A 26014-nucleotide genomic window follows, 5' to 3' on the forward strand; every position below is an offset into this window, starting at 1 on the left:
TTAAAAACTTATTAATGAGTGCGCTGTTACTATGGAGTTCTCAAATAAGGATTGACATCATTAACGACAAAAATTTTATGAAAAAGTTATTTTTAACAGCCAGTGTTGCGGGCGTTTTATTGTTCAATTCATGCTCTACTGTTCCGCTAACAGGCAGAAGTAGGTTTGACTTGGTAAGCAACGACCAAGTGTTGCCGATGGCATTTCAAGCATATAGCTCATTTTTGACAGAAAATAAAGCCACGGTTCTTCCCGCGTCTAATGCTCAGGCTTTGAAAGTAAAAACAATAGGAAATAAGCTGATCAGCGCTGTAAAATCTTATATGAATAGTAACAACTATGGTAATCTTATTGCTGATTATCAGTGGGAGGTTAATGTTGTTCAGAATAATGAGAAAAATGCATGGTGTATGCCTGGTGGTAAAATAGTGGTGTACACTGGAATTTTGCCTGTTACACAAGATGACGCAGGTTTGGCTACAGTAATGGGCCACGAGATTGCACATGCGATAGCTGGTCATTCGGCAGAACGCATGTCGCAAGAAATGGTTGCCCAAGGTATTGGTGCAGCAGCTGGCGTTGCGTTATCTAAAAACCCAAAAACACAAAGTATTTTCAATACGCTTTATGGTGTGGGTACACCAGTTGCAATGTTAAAATTCAGTCGGAACCAGGAGTTGGAGGCTGATAGGCTAGGTTTGATTTTTATGGCAATGGCTGGTTACAACCCACAAAGTGCTACTAGTTTTTGGAATAGAATGGCCTCTGCATCTGCAGGAGCAGCAAAGCAACCAGAATTCTTGAGCACCCACCCGAGTGACGCTACCCGTATTGCCCAAATACAAAAATATTTGCCTGAGGCACAACAATATTATAAGAAATAGGGCTTAAGGCTTACGATTAAAGGTGTAAGGTTTTGTACAGTACAAAACCTTACACCTTTTTTATTTAGTTAAATTGTAAGCAGTTCGCCCAAAATAACAAGTTGGGTTGCTAGTCATTCTGCCTGGACCTCAAACTTCTGTGATTCATTTCGACAGTAGTTAATGTATGGAGAGATCCTTATTGTCAGCTTGAAAATGTTTAAAGACTTCCTGGCACCGCACCAGCGAAAGGGTTTGGCTATAACGAATAAGCTAATGGCCAATTAACAGGTGACTACTAAATTGATTAAGCTCCCAAAACCTTTAAAATTGCACTGGCTTTAAGTAAACATTCTTCGTACTCCATCTCAGGGTCTGACTGATAAGTAATGGCGCCACCAACCTGAAATGAAAGATATTGATCCTCAGCATTGTAAAGAATGCTTCTGATGATAACGTTAAAGTCGAAATCGCCGTTAGGAGTGATACAGCCAAAAGAGCCTGAGAATAGACCACGCTTGGAAACCTCGAATTCTTCAATCAACTCCATTGCTTTAATTTTTGGTGCTCCTGTCATCGAACCCATCGGAAAAGCAGATTTTATGGCATCTATAAAATGGACTTCAGGATTTAACTGACAACTTACGGTAGAAATCATCTGATGTACTTGCGGAAAAGTATAAATTCCAAAAAGCTCTTCAACTTTAACGGATCCCTTAACCGCAGATTTCGTAAGGTCGTGGCGAACTAGATCAACAATCATTACATTTTCAGACTGTTCCTTTATGTCGTGTTTAAGTTTGTTTTTTATTTTGTCATCTTCAATTGCATTGACACTTCTTTTTGCAGTGCCTTTAATTGGCTGAGAAATTAATTTAGCATTTCTTTTGCACAAAAAGCGCTCTGGTGTGGCAGATAAGATATAATGCTCATACACCTTAAAATACCCTGCAAATGGCGTGGGCGACACCTGATTTAAGAATTCGAAAGTTGATACTGGGTTGATCGAAGCATGCGCTGCAAAAAACTCCTGACAAAAATTTACCTCGTAAATGTCCCCACGAATAATGTGACTTTTTAATTCATTAACTCGTTTTATGTAAGCGGATTTGGATAGCTTTTGATGGATTGTTGTATTTTCCTGGATTTTATTTTCGACGATTTCGAAGGCGTTAATTTCTTTTAGTACAGCCTCTGCACCGAGCAATACTTCACCTTTTCCATCTTTAACACCAATTAAATATTTCGGAACAAAGAAATATAAATCTGGGAAAGCAAGCCTATCGGCATTTGCAGAGTGTAGTTTTTCAATTTCATTTTTTAAATCGTAGCTGAAAAAGCCAAATAGCCAAGTTTTGTGGATATCGTAAAAGACTTTCAATTGTTCGAAAGCCGTGCCACAGTTTGTCTTTAATTCTGCTTGAACATCCGCTGCAATAATAAATTCATAGGCAGAATAAGCATCTTGATATTGATTGGAATCTAACAGGCAACACACATCGAACTGGTTTGCCCAATACAGTGCCTTTAATTTAAAATCTGATATATTTTGTTCGGTTTTCAAGCTGCGGCAAAGGTAACTAAACCCGACATAAGTGGAAAGCTTACGGATGTAGAAACTTTAATTTGATACTAATCTTAGACCGTAACTTGTAACATTGGCGGGACGGTGCTTAAATAGTTGCACTGGCTGTGCTTTCTAAAAAAAAAGCAACCTATTAATTAGATTGCTTTTTTTATGATTTGGTGTTTCGCTTAATACGAAGATTTATCCATTTCGCTATGCTTCAGTCGAGATGAAGAAAGAATTAGCGTAACTCCAAAGTTTGTGCTCGATCTGGTCCTACTGAAAGAAATTTAATTGGCACCTCTAATTCTTGTTCTAAAAACCCGATATAGTCATTTAGTTTTGCAGGAATTTCATTAACTGAAGTAATTTTGGTTACATCCGTTGCCCAGCCGTCGATTGCTTTTAATACAGGTTTCGGCTCGATAGAAATAATATCATAGGGCATGTAATCGATAGTTTCGCCATTATACTCGTAATGCGTACAGGCGTAAATGGTATCGAATGTGTCTAAAACGTCGGCTTTCATCATAATTAATTCGGTAACACCGTTTAGCATGATGGCATATTTTAATGCAGGGAGATCGATCCATCCGCAACGGCGGGCACGACCAGTAGTTGCGCCAAATTCGTGACCTAAAGCCCTAAGGTTTTCGCCAACTTCATTATCTAATTCGGTAGGGAAGGGACCGCCACCAACACGGGTGCAGTAGGCTTTGAAAATACCATATACTGCTCCTACTTTATTTGGGGCTATGCCTAAACCAGTACAAGCGCCAGCGGTAGTGGTATTGCTGGAAGTTACAAAAGGGTAAGAGCCAAAATCGACATCTAGCAAAGTCCCTTGCGCACCTTCGGCTAAAACCGCTTTCCCTTCTTTTAAATAACCATTAACAAAATGTTCACTATCTACATGTGGGATGGATTTCAGAAATTCAATCGCCTCGAAGAATGCAGCTTCTTTCTCTGCCAATTCGTATTCGAAACCTTCGTAGTGCGATAAGATTTCTGTATGCTTTTCTACCAGCTTGGTGTAACGCTCTTTAAAATCGGGCAAGGTAGTATCGCCGACGCGTAAACCGTTGCGGCCAGTTTTGTCCATATAAGTTGGGCCAATTCCTTTAAGGGTAGATCCGATTTTGTTTTTGCCCATGCGTGCCTCATTAGCGGCATCTAACAACTGGTGGGTTGGCAAAATCAAATGGGCTTTGCGGGCAATAACTAATTTACCTTCAGCCACAGGATCATGCCCGGCTTTTTTTAAATTATCTAGCTCTCTTTTTAAGATGATTGGATCGATAACTACACCATTACCAATAAGGTTCATGGTTTTCTCATTAAAAATTCCTGATGGGATGGTGTTCAAAACGAACTTCTTACCATCGAATTCCAAAGTATGTCCGGCATTGGGGCCACCTTGAAAACGGGCAATAAGGTCATATTTCGGACTTAGTACATCAACAATTTTTCCCTTTCCTTCGTCGCCCCATTGCAGGCCGAGAAGTACATCTACTTGCGTCATTATTAAAAATTTAAGCTGGTTTTATTTTGTGTATTGATTTAGTTTTTTTTAAGTTTTGCCGTATCTGTGGTTTCGTGCACTTTTCTAGCCACGCTGCAATCAGAACAGAACCCGTAAAGATTAAGTGAATGGTGTTTAATGTCGAACTTTAATAAGTCGCCTACCATGGTTTGGATTTGGTGAATTCGTGGATCGCAGAATTCTACAACTTTACCGCATTCAATGCAAATTACATGGTCATGTTGGCGGTAGCCATAAGATTTCTCAAATTGGGCCATGTTTTTGCCAAACTGGTGTTTAGTTACCAAATCGCATGAAACAAGAAGCTCTAAGGTATTATAAACTGTAGCCCGACTAACACGATACTTCTGGTTTTTCATGTGGATGTAAAGTGTCTCCACATCAAAGTGGTCGTTTCGGGAATAAATTTCCTCCAATATGGCGAAACGCTCTGGTGTTTTACGTAAATTTTTGTTTTCTAAATAAGCTTCAAAAATCTTGCGAACGAGCTCATTTGTATTTTGTTCAGACATAGTTTTTAAACTCCGTTCAAAGGTAGGTAATTTGTTTCATTGTTCTACTGTGCATTGTTAAATGTTGCAATATATGGCCATTGTAGAATGCGCTATAATTACTTAATTTCTACCTACATTTGAGGGCTTTATGATCAAAGAAGGTGAAGGACTTAAATCTTTTAGGCATCAAATCTGGTTACCCCCGTTACCCCTCGTACCTTCATCAAGTTTTTTATCAGGTTTTCGAGATGTTCGGTATCGTTCACGAAAATCATAATCGAACCATCAAAAATACCCTCATTTGTATCAACAGTAATAGAACGCATGTTTACCTTAAAATCTGTAGAAATAACTCTGGTGATATTATTGATTAAACCAACATCATCTATTCCAACAATGCGCAATCCAGTAAGAAACGTTAATTCTTGTTGTTTATTCCATTTAGCTTTTACTACTCTATAGCCGTAATTGGCCATCAGTTGGGCAGCATTAGGGCAATTGGTTCTGTGAATTTTAATTCCTTCGCTTACGGTTATGAAGCCGAAAACGTCATCGCCGGGAATAGGGTTGCAACAAGCGGCAAGCGTATAATCAATCCGTTGCATGTCTTCTCCAATAAGAAGAATGTCAGAATCGCCACCTTTTATTTTATTCTTGATGCCATCCACAGAAAGGTTCTCGGGGCGTTCCGGGCTGCGGGTTTCTATCTCCTTCTCTGCGTTAAGGTATTCTTTAATGTCTTTAAGTTCTATCTTACCAAGAGCCACATTTACAAAAAGTTCTTGTGTTGATGGAAGCTTAAAGAAATAGCTTATTTTTTGTAGGTTATCGGTATTGTAGGTTATTTTGAGCGATTTTAATTTGCGTTCTAAAATTTCCTTGCCATTATCGGCGATTTTTCTTTTTTCTTCTTTTAACGACGATTTAATTTTAGACTTAGCCTTTGCCGTAACTACGATATTTAACCAGTCTTCTTTTGGCGTTTGCTTGTTAGAGGTAATAATTTCTACTTGATCTCCGTTTTGCAGCTTATAAGAAATTGGTACAAGTTTGTGGTTAACTTTAGCGCCTATGCAGGTTGCGCCAACGCCTGTGTGTATTTCGAAGGCAAAATCTAGCGCCGTAGCTCCCAGCGGTAGTTGGATAAGCGCACCTTTAGGCGTGAAGATAAAAATTTCATCAGAGAAGAGATTCATTTTGAAGTCATCCAGGAAGTCAAGTGCGTTGGCTTCAGGGTTGTTCAGCATCTCTCTAACTTTTTGAATCCATTGGTCTAAGCCATTATCATTGCTTGATTCCTTATATTTCCAATGCGCAGCAAAACCCTTTTCGGCAATTTCATTCATGCGCTGTGTACGAATTTGAACCTCTACCCATTGTCCGCGAGGTCCCATTACGGTGGTATGTAAACTTTCGTAACCATTTCCTTTTGGCGATGAAACCCAGTCTCTTAATCGATCTGGATTGGGCCTGTATAAATCGGTAACAATAGAATAAGCTTTCCAGCAATCGGCCTTTTCGTTTTCGTAGGCACTATCGAGAATGATTCTGATGGCAAAGAGATCATATACTTCCTCGAAAGGGATGTTTTTCTTTTTCATCTTGTTCCAGATAGAGTGGATCGATTTTGGCCTGCCATAAACATCGGCCATCAAACCTTGTTCACGAACAATTTCGTCTATTGGCTCAACGAATTTTTTAATAAATAAAGCACGTTCTGCTTTCTTCTCGTTAAGTTTTTTGGCAATAAATTTATAAGTATCCGGATCGAGATATTTCATTGAAAGATCTTCGAGTTCTGACTTTATCGCATATAAACCCAAACGGTGTGCAAGGGGAGCATAGAGGTAAATTGTTTCTGAAGCAATTTTTAGCTGTTTGTGGCGAGGCATGAAATCCATGGTACGCATATTATGCAGCCGATCTGCCAATTTAATCAAGATTACCCTAACATCATCAGCCAGGGTAAGCAACATTTTCCTAAAGTTTTCTGCCTGTAATGAGCTGTTGGTATCGAAAACACCCGATATTTTTGTTAAGCCATCTATAATTTTGGCAGTCTTCTTTCCAAATTCCCGTTCAATATCTTCCAGCGTGATGTCGGTATCCTCTACTACATCATGCAATAGCGCACAAACAATCGAAGTGGTACCTAATCCAATTTCTTCTGCAGCAATTTGTGCAACCGCAATAGGGTGGTAAATGTAGGGTTCACCAGATTTTCTACGCATATCCTTATGGCTTTCCAGTGCCATATCAAAAGCTTTTCTGATCTCTTTTTTATCCCCTTTCTGCAATGTAGATTTACTAGCCCGCAATAATGCCCTGTATCTTTTTAAAATCTCTTGCTTTTCCGCCTCTAAATCAATCACTAACTCTGTTTTCATTTTTTTTTTTGCGTAAAAATTTTCGTCTTATTTCTGAATAAAACCTATATTAGTTCTGTTGATCGACTAATATATGAAATAACACCTAACTTTGTGAAGGTATAAATTTATGAAATTTAAAGAGCTACTGTTTCTGTTAATTGTCATGATTTTTAGTGTTAAGCTAAAAGCACAAGATCCGTCTGCTCCTGTTTTTCCAAAACCAGGGAAGGCCGATACGATTAGGGTAGCTTCTACGAATGACAATGGCGTAATGATTCCATGGATGCAATTGCAGGATGTTAATATCCTTGCAAGCCGCATTTGGAAATCGCCGGCTGAGCAGGCAGCATTTAACCGTTTGCGCTACAATGTTTTGAAAGTAATGCCGTATGCGCTTTACGCTAAACGTCGCTACGAGCAACTGGAGCAGGAAATAGCCAGAACACCAGAAAAACGAGAACAAAAAAAATTGGTAAAGCAGTGTGATAAAGAAATTAAAGACATGTTTAATCGCGAGATCAAGGAGCTTACCATTACCCAAGGCCAGATATTAACCAAACTTATTGATAGGGAGGTAGGACGAACCACTTATGATATTGTGAAGGAAACAAAAGGCGGCTTTGCTGCTTTCTCTTATCAAATTGTTGCCCGTGTGGTTGGCCATAACTTAAAAAGCACTTACAACCCCAATGAAGATCGAGATATCGAATCGATTATCCGCACCTCGGGGTTTTACCAATAATAATAATGCAGGAAAGCATTCCGAATATTTACCCTTTTAACGTAAAGAAGATCAATGGCGAAGATCAGCCGTTATCTGCTTACCGAAATAAAGTTCTTTTAATTGTTAATACAGCTTCTGCCTGTGGATTTACCCCGCAGTTAAAAGAGCTCCAGCAATTGAAAAATGAGATCAACCATCCCGACTTTGAAATTTTGGGCTTCCCAACCAACGACTTCGGCAAGCAAGAACCATTAGATGGTGCAGATATTGCTGCTTTCTGTGAAGTAAATCACGGTGTAAAGTTTCCGATATTTAATAAGATCATGGTGCGTGGCCCCCATGCCCATCCGCTTTTTCAATTCTTAGGCGATAAAAAACAAAACCTTAAATCGAGCGCTAAACCAAGGTGGAACTTTCACAAATATTTGGTTAATAGTAAAGGAGAATTGGCAGATTATTACCTGCCCTTTACCAACCCCTTAAGCTCCAAAATAAAAAAGCGCATCCAGCGATTGCTGGCTGAACAAGCTCAATAGAAACAATGAAATTAGATATTTTAGTTATAGCGGTACATCCTGATGATGCAGAACTTTGTTGTTCGGGAACCATTTTAAAACACATCGCACTTGGCAAAAAAGTGGGCATTGTGGATTTAACCCGTGGCGAACTTGGCACACGTGGCACTGCCGAAACCCGCGACGGAGAGGCTGCATATTCTGCAAAAATTTTAGGCCTGCATGTACGGGAAAATTTAAGAATGAAAGATGGGTTTTTCCAAAACGATGAGTTTCATCGGATGGAAGTAATTAAGGCAATTAGAAAGTACCAACCCGAAATTATTTTAAGCAATGCCCTGGAAGATAGGCACCCAGACCACGGTAGGGCTGGAGATTTGGTTTACGATGCAACCTTTCTATCGGGATTACCCAGAATAGAAACAGCAATAGATGGCCAGCCTCAGGAGGCACATCGGCCAAGGCTTCTGTTACAATTTATCCAGGACCGTTATCTTAAACCAGATATTATTGTCGATATTTCTGACCATATGGAAAGGAAAATTGAATCCATAAAAGCCTTTAAAACACAATTCTATAATCCTGATGTAGAAGGTTTACAAACCTATATCTCATCTCCAGAATTTTTTGAAACCGTTATCGGCCGGGCAAGGGAATTTGGTAAAAGCATTGGTGCCACCTTTGGTGAAGGATTTACATCTAGAAAACTATTAGGTATCGATAACCTTTTCGATTTAAGATAATACAGCCATAAACACTGTGAAGAATAGCCACACTCAATAAGTGTAGTTGTAGTCTGGTAACCTTAACTTTTTATGGCAATATTTAGCCTGAGCTATCCTAACATTTAGCCACCAACAAAATTGTAACTTGTTTGTTAAACTCAAAACACAAACAATGGCAAATATATTTTCTTCAATCAAAAATGCTTACCGTTTATTTAAGCATGTAGATTTCGGTAAGTTAGAAGCTTTATCGAAAAAAGTGGATTTACCGAAGATGGTGGAAACCATATCCAACCTTGATGATAAGCAGATTCAGGGGATGATGAAAATGATGGGTGGTTCTGCTAAAGAAAGAGTTTTGCCGCCCATAGAAGGCGATTTTTATCACCTTGGTGATGAAGCGCTGAAGGATGAAGACCGAGAGTTGCAACTTAAAGTGAGGGCTTTCTTAGAAAAAGAAGTAAAACCAATTGTAAATTATTACTGGAACCGGGCAGAATTTCCTCATGAGATTATTCCGAAGCTAGCCGAATTAAATATCTGTGGCTTAACATATAAGGGCTATGGTTGCCCTGGCAAATCGAACTTGATGGAAGGTATTTTGGCTATGGAAATGGCACGTATAGATACCTCGATATCCACTTTCTTTGGTGTGCAGAGTGGCTTGGCCATGGGCGCCATCTACTTATGCGGTTCTGAAAGCCAGAAACAACAATGGCTACCTTTAATGCAGCAATTTAAAATTATCGGTGCTTTCGGTTTAACCGAACCAGAAGTCGGCTCTGCTGCGGCCGGCGGACTAACCACAACTTGTAAATTGCTAAATGGTAAGTGGGTATTAAACGGGCAAAAAAAGTGGATTGGCAATGCCACCTTTGCAGATATTCTAATTATATGGGCTCGAGATGTAGATAGCAATGAGGTGAAAGGCTTTATTGTAAAAAAAGATAATCCTGGGTTTGCCGTAGAAAAGATGCAGGATAAAATGGCCTTGCGAATTGTTCAGAATGGCATAATTACCCTAACCAATTGTGAAGTAGAAGAACACGACCGGCTGCAACATGCAAATTCTTTTAAAGATACCGCCAAAGTTTTACAGATGACACGGGCAGGTGTAGCCTGGCAAGCCGTAGGTTGTGCCCGCGGCGCCTACGAAAATGCTCTCGAATATACCCGCACCCGGAAACAATTTGGCAAACCAATAGCGTCTTTCCAGTTAATCCAAAATCACTTAGTGGAAATGCTATCGAACTTAACTGCTATGCAAACCTTGTGCTTCAGGCTATCTCAGCTGCAAGATCAAGGTTTGTTAAAAGATGAACATGCTTCATTGGCGAAAGTGTTTTGCTCGTTACGCACCAGAGATGTGGTGAGTAAAGCCAGAGAAGTGATGGGAGGAAATGGTATTTTACTAGACTATAATGTAGCTCGGTTTGTAGCCGATGCAGAAGCCATCTACTCTTATGAAGGTACCAAAGAAATTAATACTTTAATTGTTGGCAGGGCTATTACAGGTTTTTCGGCCTTTGTTTAAACACCTTTTTAATAGGCTTTTTCAACATTCATTTTGCAGGATAGATGACTTGGGAAATGAGTGGCAGCTTTTTATAGCTGCTTTCGCCCCGCTATACGCTGTAGTCCCGATGAAAAATCGGGAGCTGCCGCTGCTATCGGGTTTAAAAACAACAGTTCGGTTACAAAATCTGCCAGGGGATATTTCAACGCAATGCACTTTGTACCTAAACCCGATTGTACGGATGCCAATTTTCTTCTAATTGGCAGGAGGGAAAGCGGGGCTACAGGTGCCAAAAGCAACGAAATGTTCATTTTCAAAAAATTGCTCAGCTAGAATGGCTTTTTACTGAAAGTCTCGTTGCTCATGGCACTTTTTTCGTACAAAGCAATACAATATTTGTTTAGTTGAGGGTCGAAGTTTACTTCGCCTGGCTGTAACTTTGTGGGTAATTGCGTGCCCTCCATGAAGAAGTAAACTTTGGTATTCCCGTATTTGGTATGCGGCATGTACTGGCCATAATTCTCCATTTCCTGCCATAGCGAATCTTTAACAGTAACTATATAAATGCGTTGTATAGGCCCCGTGTTATTAGCATTTCGATATTTTAATACTTCCTTAAAACCAGCCTTCATATCTTTTATTCCTGGCTGGTTAAAAGTATCTTTCACTATAAAAAATCCCAAAATTAATACCAGTGTCGAAGCTACATAGACGAAAGATTTCCTGTTCATACCTACAATAAAGGCAATATTTTTTCCATCGCTGTCAACCCTTCGTCAATATGTTTGGTTTCTATGCAAAGCGCCGGACGAAAGCGAATGGTTTTGTCGCCACAACCTAAAAACATTACGTTGTGTTCAAGGCCTTTGCTTATAAAAGTATTGCGCATTTCTTTCGATGGAAAATCGAATGCACACAGCAAGCCTTTGCCCCGAACGTTGGTCATCTGGCTAAATTTTTGCGATAGATTATGTAGGTTTTCTTTGAGATAATTGCCAACGTAGGCGGCATTGTCGCAAAGTTTATCTTCGGCTACAATTTGCAATATTTGCGTAGAACGAACCATATCTACCAAATTTCCACCCCAGGTAGAGTTAATCCGGCTAGGAACTTTAAACACATTTTTTTCTACCTCATCTACCTTCTTCCCTACCAGAATACCACATACCTGCATTTTTTTTCCGAAAGCTACGATGTCTGGTTGAGCTTTCTCGCTATAATGTTGGTGGCACCAAAACTTCCCTGTTAACCCAACGCCTGTTTGTACTTCATCGTAGATTAAGAAAGCCTCATTTTCATCTGCCAAGGCCTTTAGTTGAATTAAGAATTCTTCACGGAGGTGGTTATCGCCACCTTCTGATTGGATAGGCTCTATAATAATAGCACAAATATCGTCTTTATGTTGTGCAAACGCATTTTTAACCTGTTCAATTGATAGTTGTTCGGTGTGGATAGCATGCTGTAAATTGTCACCTTCGAGCGGAAATTTTACCTGAGGAATGCTTACCCGCGGCCAGTCGAATTTAGCGAACCATTTGGTTTTATCGGGCATGGTGTTGGTTAAGCTTAACGTATAACCTGTGCGGCCGTGGAATGCACGTTCGAAATGTAAAACCTTAAAACCTTTCTCGGCTTTATGGCCTTTGGCAAAATTTTTCTGCACTTTCCAGTCCATGGCTACCTTAATGGCATTTTCTACCGCTAATGCGCCGCCGGCAATAAAGAAAGCATGTGGCAGGTATTCTGGAATCCCCACCTGAGAAAAGGTTTCTACAAACTGTGCATATTGTTGGGTGTAAACATCAGAATTCGATGGGTTGGCCAGTGCTGCCAAAAGAAGATTTTTTTTAAATGCCTCATCGTTAACCATTTTTGGGTGATTGTAACCCAAAGGAACAGAAGCAAAACATGTAAAAAAATCGAGTAGGGTTCTATCGTATTTAGCATCGTAAATATAGGCACCGTTGCTCTTTTCCATGTCGTAAGTAAGGTCGAATCCATCGGCCAAAATATGCTTACTTAGAGATTCGTTAACGCGATTGGCTGGTACTGTTAATTGATACATAGAATTGATTTTGGTATAAATCAAATTTAGTAAAAAGTGCCTAGAATTAAAATTTAAGCACTTTTTGTACCCAAAGGCAAAAAAATAGGTTTAAACTGTTTAAAGTATGATTATAGACAAAATCGGCATTTAGACTGCGGTAATGTGGAAAACTTTTACACGAAATTAAGAGTAAATTCCAACTGGAAGAAGAGATTTTGCTTTTATGGAGACATGAAATTTTGTCGGCTGGTGCTAAGAAAATAGTTAATCAGCCAGACATGAACACATCATTAATTTAATTTCTAACTTCAATATGTCTTCAGTATCTTATGGCATATTTGACATCATGAAAATCCTAATAATAGAAGATGAACCAGGACTACAACGCAGTATTGCGCAATACCTTACTGCCGAGGGTAATGTATGTAGCACGGCTTCTACTTATGCACAAGCTTTAGAACGTTTGAGTGTGTACGATTACGATTGCATACTGCTTGATTTAACATTGCCTGATGGGGAAGGACTACAGCTGCTAAACTACCTTAAGAGGATGAATAAAACCGAAGGCGTAATTATTATTTCTGCCCGGAACTCAATCGACCAGAAAATAGAAGGTTTAAGTTTAGGGGCAGATGATTACTTGATCAAACCCTTCCATCTTTCGGAGCTTAATGCCAGAATCCTGGCTGTTGTGCGCCGGAAAAGTGCCAACGGGGAGCGCCACATAGAATTCAATGAAATCAGGATTGACCTGGATGCCAAAGAGGTGGCGGTGAGTGGTAAACAGGTTTACATGACTAAGAAAGAGTTTGATTTATTGTTATATTTTATCGCTAACAAAGGAAAAGTAATTTCAAAATCGGCAGCGGTAGAGCATATTTGGGGAGATGATGCTGACATGGCAGACAGTTTTGATTTTATCTACACACATATTAAAAACATTAGAAAGAAGTTAATTGATGCCGGAAGTCACGATTATTTCCAGTCGGTTTATGGTGTAGGTTACAAATTTACAAGCGTATGAGGCTATTTACTAAGTATAATTGGATTCTGGTTTTAATTAGCGCTTTCGGACTCCTCGTTATTGGCTTTTTGTTTTATAGGATGCTTGTTTTTTACCTGGATAAACAAATAGACCACGACATGGTGGAAGAAATCATGGAAGTTAAAGAGTATTCGAATAGCGCTGGGTTTTATAGCCCACATGAGTCTGAAGATTTGGTTGTACAATACAAACCCATAGCAAAGGCCAGGCCGCTAAGTGTTTATGCCGATACGGTATACTACAATCCTGTTAAACATCGCCAGGAAACGGCACGATATCTAAAGGCTGAGCTCGATTTGGTGGGGAAGCCCTATCAGGTTTTGGTAATAGCTTCGAAAACCGAGCGTCAGCAACAAATTAAGGATATATGTTTAATTATTTTGATTCCAGTCTCCTTACTCTTTGCCTTGGTTTTACTGCTGAACAGGATATTGCTTAAAAAAATATGGACGCCATTTGAGCAGCTCTTGAAAAATATCACGGCTTTTAACATTAACCATGAGCAACCATATCAACCAGTAGACATGCCCGTTGCTGAATTTAAACAATTAAACAGTGTTTTGGTTGATTTAGCGAGTAAAGTTAAGGCTGATTATGCAGAGATTAAGCTATTTACAGAAAACGCATCTCATGAAATGATGACGCCACTAGCAGTGATCAACTCTAAGCTTGATAACATGCTGCAATCAAAAGTTTTAGGGAAAGAAGATGGTGAAACTTTAATTGAGTTGTACAAAGCTACCTCGAGATTAACCAAATTAAATCAGTCGTTATTGTTGTTAGTAAAGATTGATCATAACCTGTTGCAGAATCAGGAAGAAATTAACTTAACAGCTGCCATAGCAGATAAGGCTAATTATTTCCAGGAATTAATTAGCGAAAGGAACTTAAAGTTAGATTTAGATTTAAGTGATGTAACTATTTTGGCAAGTCAGCAATTGTTGGAAATATTGATCAACAATTTATTTAGTAACGTGATCAGGCACAATTACGATTTTGGCAAGGTAGAGATTAAGCTGACTCAAACCCAATTGATTTTTGCCAATACAGGCCATAATAAGGCACTGGATCCTGATAAAATTTTCGAACGATTTTATAAAGATGCGACTTCAGAAGGCACTGGCCTAGGTCTGGCCATTTTGAAGCAAATTTGCAATCGGCAGAACTACTTGCTGGATTACCATTATCACCTGGACCTGCATACATTCACCATCACCTTTAAGAATATTTAGTAAATGGCAATCATATCACCAACTAATCGAGTACTGAATCAAAATCCAAAAGCTAAGAAATACGCTTTTAGCACCCGTTTGTGGCATTGGCTAAATTTGCTAATCATCAGTGGGTCATTGTTTACTGTTCTTATTAATTCTACGCTTTTAGATCGATCTCAAAGCAGCTTCGTGAAATCAGAATTGGTAGGTGCAGGAGCTTCGGTTACAGATCAACAGGCTTTCGCGGTTACCCATGCTTTGGAAGACCAGGTTTGGGATGTACACATGTATTTTGGATATGCGCTGGCAGCACTGCTGTTATTTCGCCTGGTAAGCACTTTTTTTTCGAGACCTACAGATCGCCTCGTTGCGAAGCTAAGGCAGGCCTATCAAGCCTATTTCATTATCAGAAAGGAAAGACAAACTGCAAAACACGAGTTAGTGGTAAAAAGTTTGTATGTCATTTTCTATGTCACAATCAGTCTACTCGCAGTAACAGGTCTTCTGCTTGCATTTAAATCTTATACAGGAATTTCAAAAGGTATTAATCATAGTATTAAAGAATTTCATGGTTTTTGTATGTATCTGATGTTAGGATTTATTGCTTTGCATGTGCTCGGTGTGCTATTGGCAGAACGCAGGGATGGAAAAGGTATCGTTTCTGATATGATTAATGGTGGATGATAATTGAAATGTTATTGTCTATTTATAGTGATGTGTATTAACTTTGGGGCAATGGTTAGAAAGCTTGGTATATTTTTCTTGATTTGCTATGTGTTTTCGGCAACAGAACTTTCGCAACTGTTAAAATTGCCTATACTGATTGAACATTATATCGAACACAAACAGATCCAAGAGAGTCTATCAGTATGGCAGTTTTTGTACATTCATTATGCCGATAGCGATCTAATAGATGCTGATTCAGAGCATGATCTCGAACTACCATTCAAACCCTGTGCACACCAGATGCATGCAGACAAACCCTTTCAAGTAAATACTGCCCAAAGTTTCATACTACAAGATTTTGGAATTATATGTGCATCGCCAAAATTGGGCTATTATCAGTTCAAGTCATCTTTTACTTACCTAGAAAGCATCTGGCAACCGCCAAAATCCTGTTGAGTTATACCCATTGATATGATGGGTATTGATATTTAATATTTTTATTAATTTTTTTAGATGTTATGCTCAACAGAATAATAGAATTTTCGATACGCAATAAACTGATCATTGGACTGTTTATTTTTGCGCTTATCGGTTATGGATTTTACGAAATCAGAAAACTACCAATAGATGCAGTTCCAGATATTACCAACAATCAGGTTCAGGTTATTACCACTGCCCCATCATTCGGTGCCACAGATATAGAAAGGCTGGTTACATTCCCTATCGAACAGGCCAATAGCAATATACCTGGCATGTTAGAGATTAGGAGCTTCTCTAGATTTGGCCTCTCATTAGTTACTATTGTTTTCAGCGATGAAACTGACATTTACTGGGCTAGGCAACAGGTTTCTGAAAGGTTACAACAGGTGCAAGCTCAGATTCCACAAGGAATTGGTACTCCAGAGCTTGGGCCAGTATCCACAGGCCTGGGTGAGATTTACCAGTACGTAGTTCGGCCAGAAGAAGGTTACGAACATCAGTACAAGGAAACTGAGCTTAGAACCATTCAAGACTGGATTGTGAGAAGGCAGCTACTCGGCGTTAAAGGCGTTGCAGAGGTGAGTAGTTTTGGTGGGAAGCTAAAGCAGTATGAAATAGCCATTAACCCAAACAAACTCCAATCGTATAATATTACCATTAATGATGTTTTTGATGCCATCGAACGAAATAATCAAAATACGGGTGGGGCTTATATCGAGAAAGGTCCATCAGTTTTATTTATACGAACGGAAGGTTTGGTGGCTACAGTAGAAGACATTGGAAATATCGCCGTTAAAACACCTCGAAATAAGCCGTTATTTATTAGAGATGTTGCTGATGTGAAGATAGGTTTCGCAACGAGGTATGGCGCTATGTGCTATAACGATCAAGGAGAGGTTGCTGGTGCAGTAGTAATGATGCTTAAAGGAGCAAACAGCAGCGAGGTAATTAAAAATGTAAAACAAAGGATTACCCAAATACAAAAAACCTTACCCAAGGGTGTGGTCATAGAGCCTTTCCTAGATCGGACAAAAATGGTAAACAATGCCATTGGTACGGTAGAAAAGAATTTATTAGAGGGTGCGTTAATTGTAGTTTTTGTGCTAGTTCTTTTTCTCGGAAACTTTAGGGCAGGTTTAATTGTGGCCTCAATCATTCCGCTTGCCATGCTTTTTGCGGTAATAATGATGAACACCTTTGGGGTAAGTGGAAATTTGATGAGTTTAGGCGCTTTAGATTTTGGGTTAATTGTAGATGGTGCCGTCATCATTGTAGAGGCAGTGATGCACCAACTTTCGCACCATAAAAAGTTTGCAACTGTGGCCAGAATCTCACAAAGAAAAATGGATGATGAAGTAAAAAAATCATCCAAGAAAATGATGAACAGCGCTGTTTTTGGACAGATTATCATTTTAATTGTCTACTTGCCCATCTTTACACTACAGGGTATAGAAGGAAAAATGTTCAAGCCGATGGCCCAAACGGTGGCTTTTGCTTTATTAGGCGCATTTATTCTCTCGCTTACTTATATCCCAATGATGAGTGCACTTTTTCTAAGCAAAAGAATTAAGCACGAACCTAATTTTTCTGATAGGATGATGAAACGATTAGAAAAAAGTTATCACCGCACGCTCTCAAAAGTTATTGCCTTTCCAAAAACGGTATTAATTGGAGTAATAGCTCTATTTGCTGTGGCGGTGATAACGCTAACTTTTTTGGGAGGAGAATTTATTCCTGCGCTCGAGGAAGGCGATTTCGCCGTAGATACGCGTGTGCTAACCGGGAGTAATCTTTCTACAACAATAGAAAGTACACAACAAGCTGCTCACATTTTGAAAACACAATTTCCTGAAGTAGAAAAAGTGGTGACCAAAATTGGAAGTGGAGAGGTGCCAACAGATCCAATGCCTATGGAAGCAAGCGATATGATGGTAATATTGAAAGATAAGAAAGAATGGACCTCTGCCAATACGTTTAACGATTTATCTGAGAAAATGGGCAAAGCGCTGGAAGCGGTACCCGGAATAACAGCAGGATTTCAGTACCCGGTACAAATGCGTTTTAATGAACTAATGACCGGTGCCAGACAGGATGTTGTTTGTAAAATCTTCGGTGAAAATTTAGATACCTTATCCTTTTTTGCAAAACAACTCGGTTCAATCATCAACTCGGTTGACGGTGCGCAAGATCTTTTTATTGAGCCAGTAACCGGTATGCCGCAGGTTTTAATTAGCTACAACCGGGCCCTGATTGCCCAATACCATTTAGATATAATGGATGTAAATCGAATCGTAAATACAGCCTTTGCAGGTCAGCGAGCCGGGAATATTTTTGAAGGCGAAAAGCGATTTGAGTTAGTAGTTAGGCTTGATGGCGAGCAACGCAAAAACTTGATTGATATTCAAAATTTATTAATCCCAACGCCTTTAGGTAATCAAATCCCGCTCGGCCAATTGGCTGCCGTAGAGATAAAAAACGGACCAAACCAAATTCAAAGAGAAGATGCCAAGCGTAGAATGGTTGTAGGTTTCAATGTTAGAGGAAGAGATGTGCAGTCTATTGTTGGCGAACTTCGGGAGAAAGTGAATGCTAAAATTAAATTTCCGCCAGGTTATTATGTTACTTACGGTGGTGCGTTCGAAAATTTGAATGCTGCTAAACAACGTTTAATGGTTGCCGTACCTGTTTCGTTAGCACTCATATTTATCTTATTGTTTTTTGCATTTGGCTCAGTGAAGCAGGGCTTATTAATTTATTCGGCAATACCGTTATCTGCTATTGGAGGAATTTTCTTCCTCGCCCTGAGGGGCATGCCCTTTAGCATCAGTGCGGGTATAGGTTTTATTGCGTTATTTGGTGTCGCTGTGCTAAATGGAATTGTCTTAGTAGCAGAATTTAATAGGTTGAAGAAAGAAGGGATGACAGATTTAAAGGAAATTGTTTTAGCAGGAACGAGTCTGAGATTGCGACCTGTAATGATGACTGCTTTCGTAGCCTCATTAGGCTTCTTGCCTATGGCTTTAAGCAATGGTGCTGGTGCAGAGGTGCAAAGGCCATTGGCAACTGTAGTAATTGGCGGTTTAATGGTAGCAACATTTTTAACGTTATTCGTGTTGCCCGTGCTATACATACTGTTCGAGAAAGGGATGGGCAACGTTTCTGCGAAGAAAATAATTCCGGCAATAATGATAATGATCGTTTTAAGCGTGGGCAGCGTGAAAGCACAAAAGCCAATTTCGCTGCAGGCAGCCATAGACACCGCACTGAAAAATAACCTGTCGGTTAAAAACCAAGCTTTGTTAGTAAGGTACCAACAAGCAATGGTAAAGACTGCCAATGCAATTCCAAATGCCAACATTAATGGTGAGGTGGGGCAGCTCAATAGTGCATACATCGATAATCGTATTGGTATTTCGCAGAGCTTTAGCTTTCCAACTGTTTATCGTATGCAAAGGAATTTGATGAATTTAGAGGCGCAGCAAGCTACATTGAATGCTCACGTAAAATCAGCAGAGCTGATTAAATCCGTATCCGAAGCCTTTGATTACTTTTTGTACCTGAAGGAGAAAGAAAAATTGATTGTTAAAACGGACTCACTTTATAGCCAATTTTTTGAACGGGCAAAACTCCGTTTCAAAGTCGGCGAAAGTAACATTGTAGAAAAAGCCACTGCCGAAAACCAAAAAGCAGCTGTTGATTTGCAGTTAAGTCAGCTTCGCCAAGAAATGGATATGGAATTGATTCATTTTCAGGTTCTTCTAAATACAATAAACAATTTTTATCCTGAGGGTAAAATAGAAAAGAAACAACATCAATCGCAGGCTGATACCCTTGACGATAACAGGAACGGGCTGCTGACATATTACCGCCAGGAGCAAATCGTTAGCAAAGCAAAAACAAAGGTAGAGCAGTCGAAATTACTTCCAGAAATTACATTGGGTTACTTTAACACAACAATGCGAGGCTTTGGTGCCGACGATCGGCTTTACAATGCCAGCAAGCGTTTCCAGGCTGCTCAGCTTGGTTTAGGTATTCCTATTTTTGCAGGCGCACAAAAGGCGAAAATAGCTGCGGCTAAGATTAACGAGGAAATTGCCGGTTCTAATTTCGAAATACTAAAGCAGCAATTAAATGCACAGTACGAGGGTGCTAAAACACAGTATCAATTTCGCCTCAGGGATTTAGATAACTACGAAAAATCTGTTCTAAAAAATGCTGATTTAATTATGGTTACGGCAGACAAACAGTTTGTAAATGGGGAAATTAATTATTTAGAATGGGGAATATTGATTAATCAATCGATAAACATCCGCACCAGTTACCTGGATTTGGTTAGAAGTTTAAACCAAACGGTAATCCAGCTTAATTATTTAACAGCAAAAACGCAATGAAAAATATAAGTTCAATTATCATACTATTATTTTTGTTTTCTTGTAAACAAAAAACTACTCCTCCAGAAAATCAAGAGGAAATAAATATAGCGCCTGATTTGGTAGAATTAACCTCCGCACAGTTGAGAAATGCTAAACTTGAAGTGGGTAAATTAGAAGATCGAAATGTATCTTCAATTGTTAGTGTGAATGGGAATATAGATGTACCGCCGCAAAACATGGTTTCTATTAGCATGCCACTTGGTGGTTACCTAAAATCTACTAAACTCTTACCGGGCATGCACGTAAATAAGGGGGAAGCAATTGCAGTGATGGAAGACCAACAGTATATCCAAATGCAGCAGGATTTCCTTACCATAAAGGCCAAACTAGAGTTTGCACAGAGAGAGTATGTGCGCCAAAAGGAATTAAACCAAAGCCAGGCCAGTAGTAATAAAGTTTTCCAACAAGCTGAGGCCGAATACAAAACGCTACGCATAAGTTTAGGGGCCTTAACAGAAAAGTTAAGCCTAATTAATATCAATGCTGCAAAGCTTAATGAACGAAATATCTCACGCAAGATTAACTTATATTCGCCAATAACGGGCTTTGTATCCAAGGTAAATGTGAATATTGGGAAATATGTCAATCCTGCAGATGTGCTTTTCGAAATGGTAAACCCAACAGATATTCACTTAAACCTTAGGGTGTTTGAGAAAGATTTGCCACAGTTAGCTATAGGCCAGAAATTAAAGGCTTATAGCAATAATGCACCCAATAAAAAATATGATTGTGAAATTATCCTCATTAGTAAGGATTTAACGGAAGACCATCTGGCAGAAGTGCACTGCCATTTCGAGAATTATGATAAAACGCTTATTCCAGGTTTGTATATGAATGCGGAAATAGCGGTTAATAACAATACTTTAGCCACCTTGCCCGAGGAAGCTTTCGTTGATTTTGAGGGAAAACAATATGTATTTGTTGCGCTTGCAAGCAATAAATTTAAAATGGTAACTGTAGAAACCGGAACGGGTGAGCTGGGACGCTTAGCCTTGAAAAATCCCGGCGATCTAAAAGATAAATCTATCGTTACAAAAGGCGCCTACACACTCTTAATGAAACTTAAAAACAAGGCAGAGGATTAATTTTCGAATGTTAGAAAGTAGATCACGCCTAGCGCCTGTTGGAAATTCATAAGGAAATCTGACAGGCTCTTTTTTTAATCAGAGTAATGTTGCACTACGACCGATGGTGATTTAAGGTTCTATGTATATGCAAAACGCTATACTGGGGATTAATAAGTGAATCTATTCTTAGAAGTTTTGCTTTTTATGGTTAATCAGCAAATCTTTCGTAAAACTTCAGAATTTCTTCAGAGTTTATCTATATTTTTGTTACAAAGGTTTCGAAAAAATATTTTTTCATGATATCCGTTTGTTAACGTTACCAGATCAACCCTGCTCATCGATACCAACAGATTGTCTATCGAAAACACCGTTGAATTTTTTATCGCTTTGCTTAACTTGATTTTGAATAAATTATGGATAGAAAAGACTTTCTAAACAGTATTGGCATTAGCGCTGCTGCTTTTGCATTGCTAAATTGCATTGGATGCAAGAAAAATGAGCCTGGCAGCACTGCAGATACTGCTGGCCCCACCAATGTTAGTTTTACCTTAGACCTTAGTCTTGCCGCCAATGCCGCTTTATTAAACAATGGAGGTTCTTTGGTAACTAATGGTGTAATTGTTGCCAGAACCAATACGGGCGCATACATTGCGGTGCAGCGCTCCTGCACACATGAAAGCTATACCCTAAATTATCAACCCGGAAGCAGTAGATTTTACTGTCCGAATCATGGCGCAACATTTTCTGAATCGGGTGCGGTAACTGGTGGGCCAACAAATCGCTCTTTAACCGTATACAACACCCAGCTTAACGGAACCAGTTTAAAAATTTATTCTTAGTATTATGAAGTTATTGTTTGTAGCCCTTTTGGGATTTTTTCTAACGCCTACAGTTTGGATGCAAAATTTTTCTGAAGCACAGAAAGAAGCAAAATCTACCCATAAGCAGATTTTAATCAATTTCTCCGGATCTGATTGGTGTGGACCGTGTATCCGCTTGAAAAGTGAAATTTTTGAAACACAGGATTTTGAAACATATGCCGATGGCAATTTGATTTTGGTTAAGGCCGATTTTCCGAGGCAAAAGAAAAACCAGCTCGCTAAGGAACAAGTTAAACTGAACGAACAACTTGCTGAAACATATAACAAGGATGGCAAATTTCCATTTACCGTTTTGGTTGATGAAAATGGAAAAGTCCTTAAAACCTGGGATGGTTTTCCCGGAGAAAGTCCAGCGGCTTTTGTTGCTGAAATAGCAAAGAATTCAAAGTAAATGCTGATGCAGGCTGCCATTTCTGTAAATAGGGTGCTCAAACTTATGGGTAACCGATTCGAGTTCACTGTTATTGCTGATAGTGATGCGATTGGCAATGAGGCTATAGATGCTGCGGTGGCAGAAGTACAACGGATTGAAGCCCTGCTGACCACATTTAACAATGGCAGCCAAACCAGCCTAATTAACGATTGTGCCGGAGTACAGCCAGTCGCCGTAGATGCAGAAGTGATTAACCTAATAGAGCGTTCTATTAAAATTTCTGAGATTACGGATGGCGCTTTTGATATCACCTACGGATCTATAGATAAAAAGCTTTGGAACTTCGATAAAACCATGACGAGTTTGCCAGATGAGGCAACAGCCTTAGCGGCCGTGGCACTGATCGACTATAAAAATGTGCTAATAGATAAACAAAGCAATACTGTGTTTTTAAAAAATATCGGTATGCGGATAGGTTTTGGAGGAATAGGCAAAGGTTATGCTGCAGACCGTGCAAAAATTGTTTTGCGTAAAATGGGTATAGAAAGTGGTATTGTAAATGCTGCAGGAGATTTAATTACCTGGGGCTTGCAGCCCAATGGTAAACCCTGGACAGTAGGCATTGCCGATCCGGAACAAACCAACAGGCCATTCTCTTCACTCAAGATTAGCGATATGGCTATAGCAACCAGCGGCGATTATGAGAAATTTATAACCATTGGCGGCAAACGCTATTCGCATACCATCGACCCGAAAACTGGTTTGCCTGTATCTGGAGTTAAAAGTGTGAGTATTATCTGCCCGAGTGCAGAACTTGCCGATGCATTAGCTACTCCCGTTGTGGTAATGGGCGTAAAGGTAGGGTTGGAGCTCATCAACCAGATAAAACATGTGGCCTGCATAATTGTCGATGATGATGATCGGGTGTACACCTCAAATAATATTAATGTGATTTAAATATGAAGTTTTCCAAAAGGTTTTTTCTAGCTGGATTTGTGGCCATAACCGCCCTCACCATGTTAAGTTCTTGCAGTAGCGTTAAGCCCTATCAAAAAAGCAAAATTAATGATGCTGATATGTCGCTTTCTTCTCGTAAAGTTCAAAAGTTTGAGCAAAGTTTCCAGCTCTATCGCGAAGGTGCCTCCGGTGCTAATGGCGGTAAAAGTGGTGGTGGTTGCGGTTGTAACTAATATCTAGATAACAGGATGAGAAAAATTTATCTCCACGTGCTTTTTATGTACTTCGGTATCTTAAGCACCTACGCACAAACCAAACCAACAGCCGTAAAAAGCGATACCAGTAATTATCAGTCTCGGAAGCTGAAAATAGATGAGGTAAACCTGGTTTCGGCTTACTATCATCAAGAGGGAAATAACTCTGCAGTAACCGGCGGAATTGGTACCGAAACCCTTAGCGATTTTGCCAATACCATAGACTTACAAATGTCTAAATTTAACAAAAACGGGAGGAAAAACACCTTCCTTTTTGAGCTTGGTGTAGATCATTATTCTTCAGCATCATCTGATAATATTGACCCAAGCACCATATCATCTGCTTCATCTGCAGATATTCGCATATATCCATCCCTAAACTGGACACAATCTAACGAAGAAACCGGTAATTCGTTTGGGTTCACCGGATCTTATTCAACCGAGTTCGATTATCAATCGTTAGGTGCGGCATTTAATTTAACCCGCTTATCTAAAGACAAGAATACGCAATTCGATTTTAGGCTTCAGGCCTTTCTAGATCAGTGGACGGTTATTTTACCTATAGAATTGCGAACGGGCAATGCAGGACGCAATGGTGAGCAGTATGATACGGCGCCGAGAAACTCTTTCAGCACCTCGTTCTCTCTATCGCAGGTAATAAACCAGAAATTTCAGGCGGCGTTAATTATTGAGCCATCTTACCAGAAAGGATTACTGGCGACAAAATATCAGCGCAACTACTTTACTGATGGCTCTTTGCGTGCAGAAACCCTTCCAGATAAACGTTACAAGTTGCCAATTGGCTTAAGGATGAATTATTTTCTTGATGACCGATTTGTGATTAGAACCTTTTATCGATACTACATGGATAACTGGGGCATCAGAGCCCATACGGCCGAGCTGGAAGTACCTGTTAAAATCAATTCGTTTTTTTCCATTAGTCCATTCTATCGCTACAATAACCAAACAGGAACCAGGTATTTTGCACCTTATGGTCAACACCAGCCAAGTGCTGCCTATTTTACCAGCGACTATGATCTTTCTACCCTTACCAGCGATTTTTATGGGGCGGGCATAAGATTTGCACCACCAAAAGGTGTTTTCGGATGGCAACGGTTAAACATGCTAGAATTAAGGTACGGGCATTATTCGAGGTCGACGAGTTTGGTGTCGAACATTTTATCACTTAATTTGAAATTTAAATAGCCAAGTGGAGCGGCGGTATCACCATTCAAATTTTTGTATTTAACCCTGTGCCAATAACGTTACAAAAGGTGTTGTTGAGCGCAAAGCATTGCAAAATTTTAATCGACGGTACCGCTTCTTTTATTTTAGTATTTCTTCTGGAAGCTCATTGTATGGGAGAAATGCCACAACATTTTCACCATAGCAATTCTTTTTTTCCCAAGAGACCTAGCAAACCACCCGTATGTATGGCCAAAATGTTTTCATTTGGAAGGATGACCTGCTTGTTGCACAAATCTGTAATGGCATAAAACAGCTTTGCAGTATAAATAGGGTCGATTAGTACTCCTGTTTCGTTGATAAAACTTTTTATAAAATCTAGTAATTCGGGGGTAGTTTTTGCGTACCCACCGAAATGATAATTTGTATGGAGCTTAAGATGGTTGGATAGGGGAGTGTATTTCGCAATTTCATTACCAATAAAATCGCCGCCTTTTAAAACAGGTACAACATGCAACCTGGATTTTAAATCACCAGTATGAATTCCACTCAGCAATCCTGCAGCGGTGGTTCCTGTTCCTGCGGCTACAAAAATATGATCGTAAACAGTTGGCAGCTCAGTTATAATTTCAGCACATCCCTGTACAGCCACTGCAGAAGCACCGCCTTCATCTATAAAGTAACAATTGCTATCGGCAGCAAAATGTTCATTGTACAGTTCCTGCTTATGCTTGTACCGTTCGCGATCAACAAAGATGAGTTGCATGCCATACAGGCTACAGATCAATAGCATCTCGTTCTTAACCACTTCGCCTCTTACAAATGCGGTAGCTTTATAGCCAAATTTTGCTGCCGCTGCTGCTGTCGCCACCAGGTGATTAGAATATGCACCACCAAATGTTACCAAATGATTTTTGTTTTGCCGATTGGCATCCTGCAAAAGGTATTTAAGCTTGCGCCATTTATTGCCAGAGATATACGGATCTATTAGATCATCTCGTTTTACGAATAAATTACCGTGGCGGTGGTAGTTTAGTTTTTGAACTGGGCTATACAAATTTTCGAACACCCCGTAAAAGTAAAAAACACCCTAAAC

At 39.6% G+C, this 26014-nt stretch carries 23 protein-coding genes; 15 read left to right on the forward strand and 8 right to left on the reverse strand.

Annotated elements, in window-relative coordinates:
- The first annotated feature begins 77 nt into the window (after positions 1-77).
- The gene (locus OQ268_RS08720) at positions 78-884 is read left to right on the forward strand and encodes a M48 family metallopeptidase (RefSeq protein ID WP_265855745.1); all 807 of its coding nucleotides are present in this window, start codon (positions 78-80) and stop codon (positions 882-884) included.
- Positions 885-1170: 286 nt separating this feature from the next.
- Here the strand turns inward: OQ268_RS08720 and OQ268_RS08725 are convergent, their stop codons facing one another.
- The 4 genes from OQ268_RS08725 to OQ268_RS08740 all read right to left on the reverse strand — a co-directional run bounded on the left by OQ268_RS08725 (position 1171) and on the right by OQ268_RS08740 (position 6854).
- The gene (locus OQ268_RS08725; RefSeq protein WP_265855746.1) at positions 1171-2427 is read right to left on the reverse strand and encodes an anthranilate synthase component I family protein; all 1257 of its coding nucleotides are present in this window, start codon (positions 2425-2427) and stop codon (positions 1171-1173) included.
- 244 nt (positions 2428-2671) lie between these two features.
- Positions 2672-3952: an adenylosuccinate synthase gene (locus tag OQ268_RS08730; protein WP_265855747.1), complete on the reverse strand. Its 1281-nt coding sequence runs from the start codon at positions 3950-3952 to the stop codon at positions 2672-2674.
- 38 nt (positions 3953-3990) lie between these two features.
- Positions 3991-4485, reverse strand: coding sequence for a Fur family transcriptional regulator (locus OQ268_RS08735; protein ID WP_265855748.1), 495 nt, complete (start codon positions 4483-4485; stop codon positions 3991-3993).
- A gap of 161 nt (positions 4486-4646) precedes the next feature.
- Positions 4647-6854, reverse strand: coding sequence for a RelA/SpoT family protein (locus OQ268_RS08740; protein ID WP_265855749.1), 2208 nt, complete (start codon positions 6852-6854; stop codon positions 4647-4649).
- A 109-nt stretch (positions 6855-6963) separates the two neighbouring features.
- On the opposite strand from OQ268_RS08740, the gene OQ268_RS08745 reads away from it, so the two are divergent.
- From OQ268_RS08745 to OQ268_RS08760, 4 genes are all read left to right on the forward strand, one after another.
- Positions 6964-7578, forward strand: coding sequence for a DUF4294 domain-containing protein (locus OQ268_RS08745; protein WP_265855750.1), 615 nt, complete (start codon positions 6964-6966; stop codon positions 7576-7578).
- Positions 7579-7583: 5 nt separating this feature from the next.
- Positions 7584-8096: a glutathione peroxidase gene (locus tag OQ268_RS08750; RefSeq protein ID WP_265855751.1), complete on the forward strand. Its 513-nt coding sequence runs from the start codon at positions 7584-7586 to the stop codon at positions 8094-8096.
- Positions 8097-8101: 5 nt separating this feature from the next.
- Positions 8102-8818 carry a bacillithiol biosynthesis deacetylase BshB1 gene (gene bshB1 / locus OQ268_RS08755; protein ID WP_265855752.1) on the forward strand — a complete coding sequence of 239 codons (717 nt, stop codon included), beginning with the start codon at positions 8102-8104 and terminating at the stop codon, positions 8816-8818.
- A gap of 154 nt (positions 8819-8972) precedes the next feature.
- Positions 8973-10334, forward strand: a complete 1362-nt coding sequence (locus OQ268_RS08760) for an acyl-CoA dehydrogenase family protein (protein ID WP_265855753.1) — start codon at positions 8973-8975, stop codon at positions 10332-10334.
- A 71-nt stretch (positions 10335-10405) separates the two neighbouring features.
- On the opposite strand, the gene OQ268_RS08765 is transcribed toward OQ268_RS08760, so the two are convergent.
- The 3 genes from OQ268_RS08765 to lat are packed head-to-tail and all read right to left on the reverse strand — an operon-like array spanning position 10406 to position 12381.
- Positions 10406-10627: a hypothetical protein gene (locus OQ268_RS08765; RefSeq protein WP_265855754.1), complete on the reverse strand. Its 222-nt coding sequence runs from the start codon at positions 10625-10627 to the stop codon at positions 10406-10408.
- Positions 10628-10645: 18 nt separating this feature from the next.
- The gene (locus OQ268_RS08770) at positions 10646-11047 is read right to left on the reverse strand and encodes a hypothetical protein (protein ID WP_265855755.1); all 402 of its coding nucleotides are present in this window, start codon (positions 11045-11047) and stop codon (positions 10646-10648) included.
- A 2-nt stretch (positions 11048-11049) separates the two neighbouring features.
- Positions 11050-12381, reverse strand: coding sequence for an L-lysine 6-transaminase (gene lat, locus OQ268_RS08775; RefSeq protein WP_265855756.1), 1332 nt, complete (start codon positions 12379-12381; stop codon positions 11050-11052).
- Between the two features lie 328 nt (positions 12382-12709).
- Here lat and OQ268_RS08780 point away from each other — a divergent pair, with 328 nt between their 5' ends.
- From OQ268_RS08780 to OQ268_RS08825, 10 genes are all read left to right on the forward strand, one after another.
- Complete coding sequence (locus OQ268_RS08780; RefSeq protein WP_265855757.1) at positions 12710-13387, forward strand: response regulator transcription factor; 678 nt, start codon at positions 12710-12712, stop codon at positions 13385-13387.
- Entirely contained in the window at positions 13384-14640 is a 1257-nt protein-coding gene (locus OQ268_RS08785) for a sensor histidine kinase (protein WP_265855758.1), read from the forward strand. The genes OQ268_RS08780 and OQ268_RS08785 overlap by 4 nt, the downstream gene beginning before the upstream one ends.
- Before the next feature lie 3 nt (positions 14641-14643).
- A complete protein-coding gene (locus tag OQ268_RS08790) occupies positions 14644-15306 on the forward strand; it encodes a cytochrome b/b6 domain-containing protein (protein WP_265855760.1) in 663 nt (220 codons plus the stop codon).
- A 500-nt stretch (positions 15307-15806) separates the two neighbouring features.
- Positions 15807-20159, forward strand: coding sequence for a CusA/CzcA family heavy metal efflux RND transporter (locus OQ268_RS08795; RefSeq protein WP_265855761.1), 4353 nt, complete (start codon positions 15807-15809; stop codon positions 20157-20159).
- Entirely contained in the window at positions 20156-21286 is a 1131-nt protein-coding gene (locus OQ268_RS08800; RefSeq protein WP_265855762.1) for an efflux RND transporter periplasmic adaptor subunit, read from the forward strand. Before OQ268_RS08795 ends, OQ268_RS08800 begins: the two co-directional genes overlap by 4 nt.
- A gap of 395 nt (positions 21287-21681) precedes the next feature.
- Positions 21682-22107 (forward strand): QcrA and Rieske domain-containing protein, encoded by a 426-nt coding sequence (locus OQ268_RS08805; protein ID WP_265855763.1) that lies wholly within the window; start codon positions 21682-21684, stop codon positions 22105-22107.
- Positions 22108-22111: 4 nt separating this feature from the next.
- A complete protein-coding gene (locus tag OQ268_RS08810) occupies positions 22112-22540 on the forward strand; it encodes a thioredoxin family protein (RefSeq protein ID WP_265855764.1) in 429 nt (142 codons plus the stop codon).
- Positions 22541-22585: 45 nt separating this feature from the next.
- Positions 22586-23479 (forward strand): FAD:protein FMN transferase, encoded by an 894-nt coding sequence (locus OQ268_RS08815; protein WP_265855765.1) that lies wholly within the window; start codon positions 22586-22588, stop codon positions 23477-23479.
- 2 nt (positions 23480-23481) lie between these two features.
- Positions 23482-23712: a DUF4266 domain-containing protein gene (locus OQ268_RS08820; protein WP_265855766.1), complete on the forward strand. Its 231-nt coding sequence runs from the start codon at positions 23482-23484 to the stop codon at positions 23710-23712.
- A gap of 252 nt (positions 23713-23964) precedes the next feature.
- Positions 23965-24939 (forward strand): DUF3570 domain-containing protein, encoded by a 975-nt coding sequence (locus OQ268_RS08825; protein ID WP_407673998.1) that lies wholly within the window; start codon positions 23965-23967, stop codon positions 24937-24939.
- A 175-nt stretch (positions 24940-25114) separates the two neighbouring features.
- Here OQ268_RS08825 and OQ268_RS08830 read toward each other — a convergent pair whose 3' ends face one another.
- Complete coding sequence (locus OQ268_RS08830; protein WP_265855768.1) at positions 25115-25987, reverse strand: 1-aminocyclopropane-1-carboxylate deaminase/D-cysteine desulfhydrase; 873 nt, start codon at positions 25985-25987, stop codon at positions 25115-25117.
- Positions 25988-26014: the final 27 nt, after the last annotated feature.

Source organism: Pedobacter sandarakinus, from assembly GCF_026240095.1.
GTDB classification, from domain to species: domain Bacteria; phylum Bacteroidota; class Bacteroidia; order Sphingobacteriales; family Sphingobacteriaceae; genus Pedobacter; species Pedobacter sandarakinus.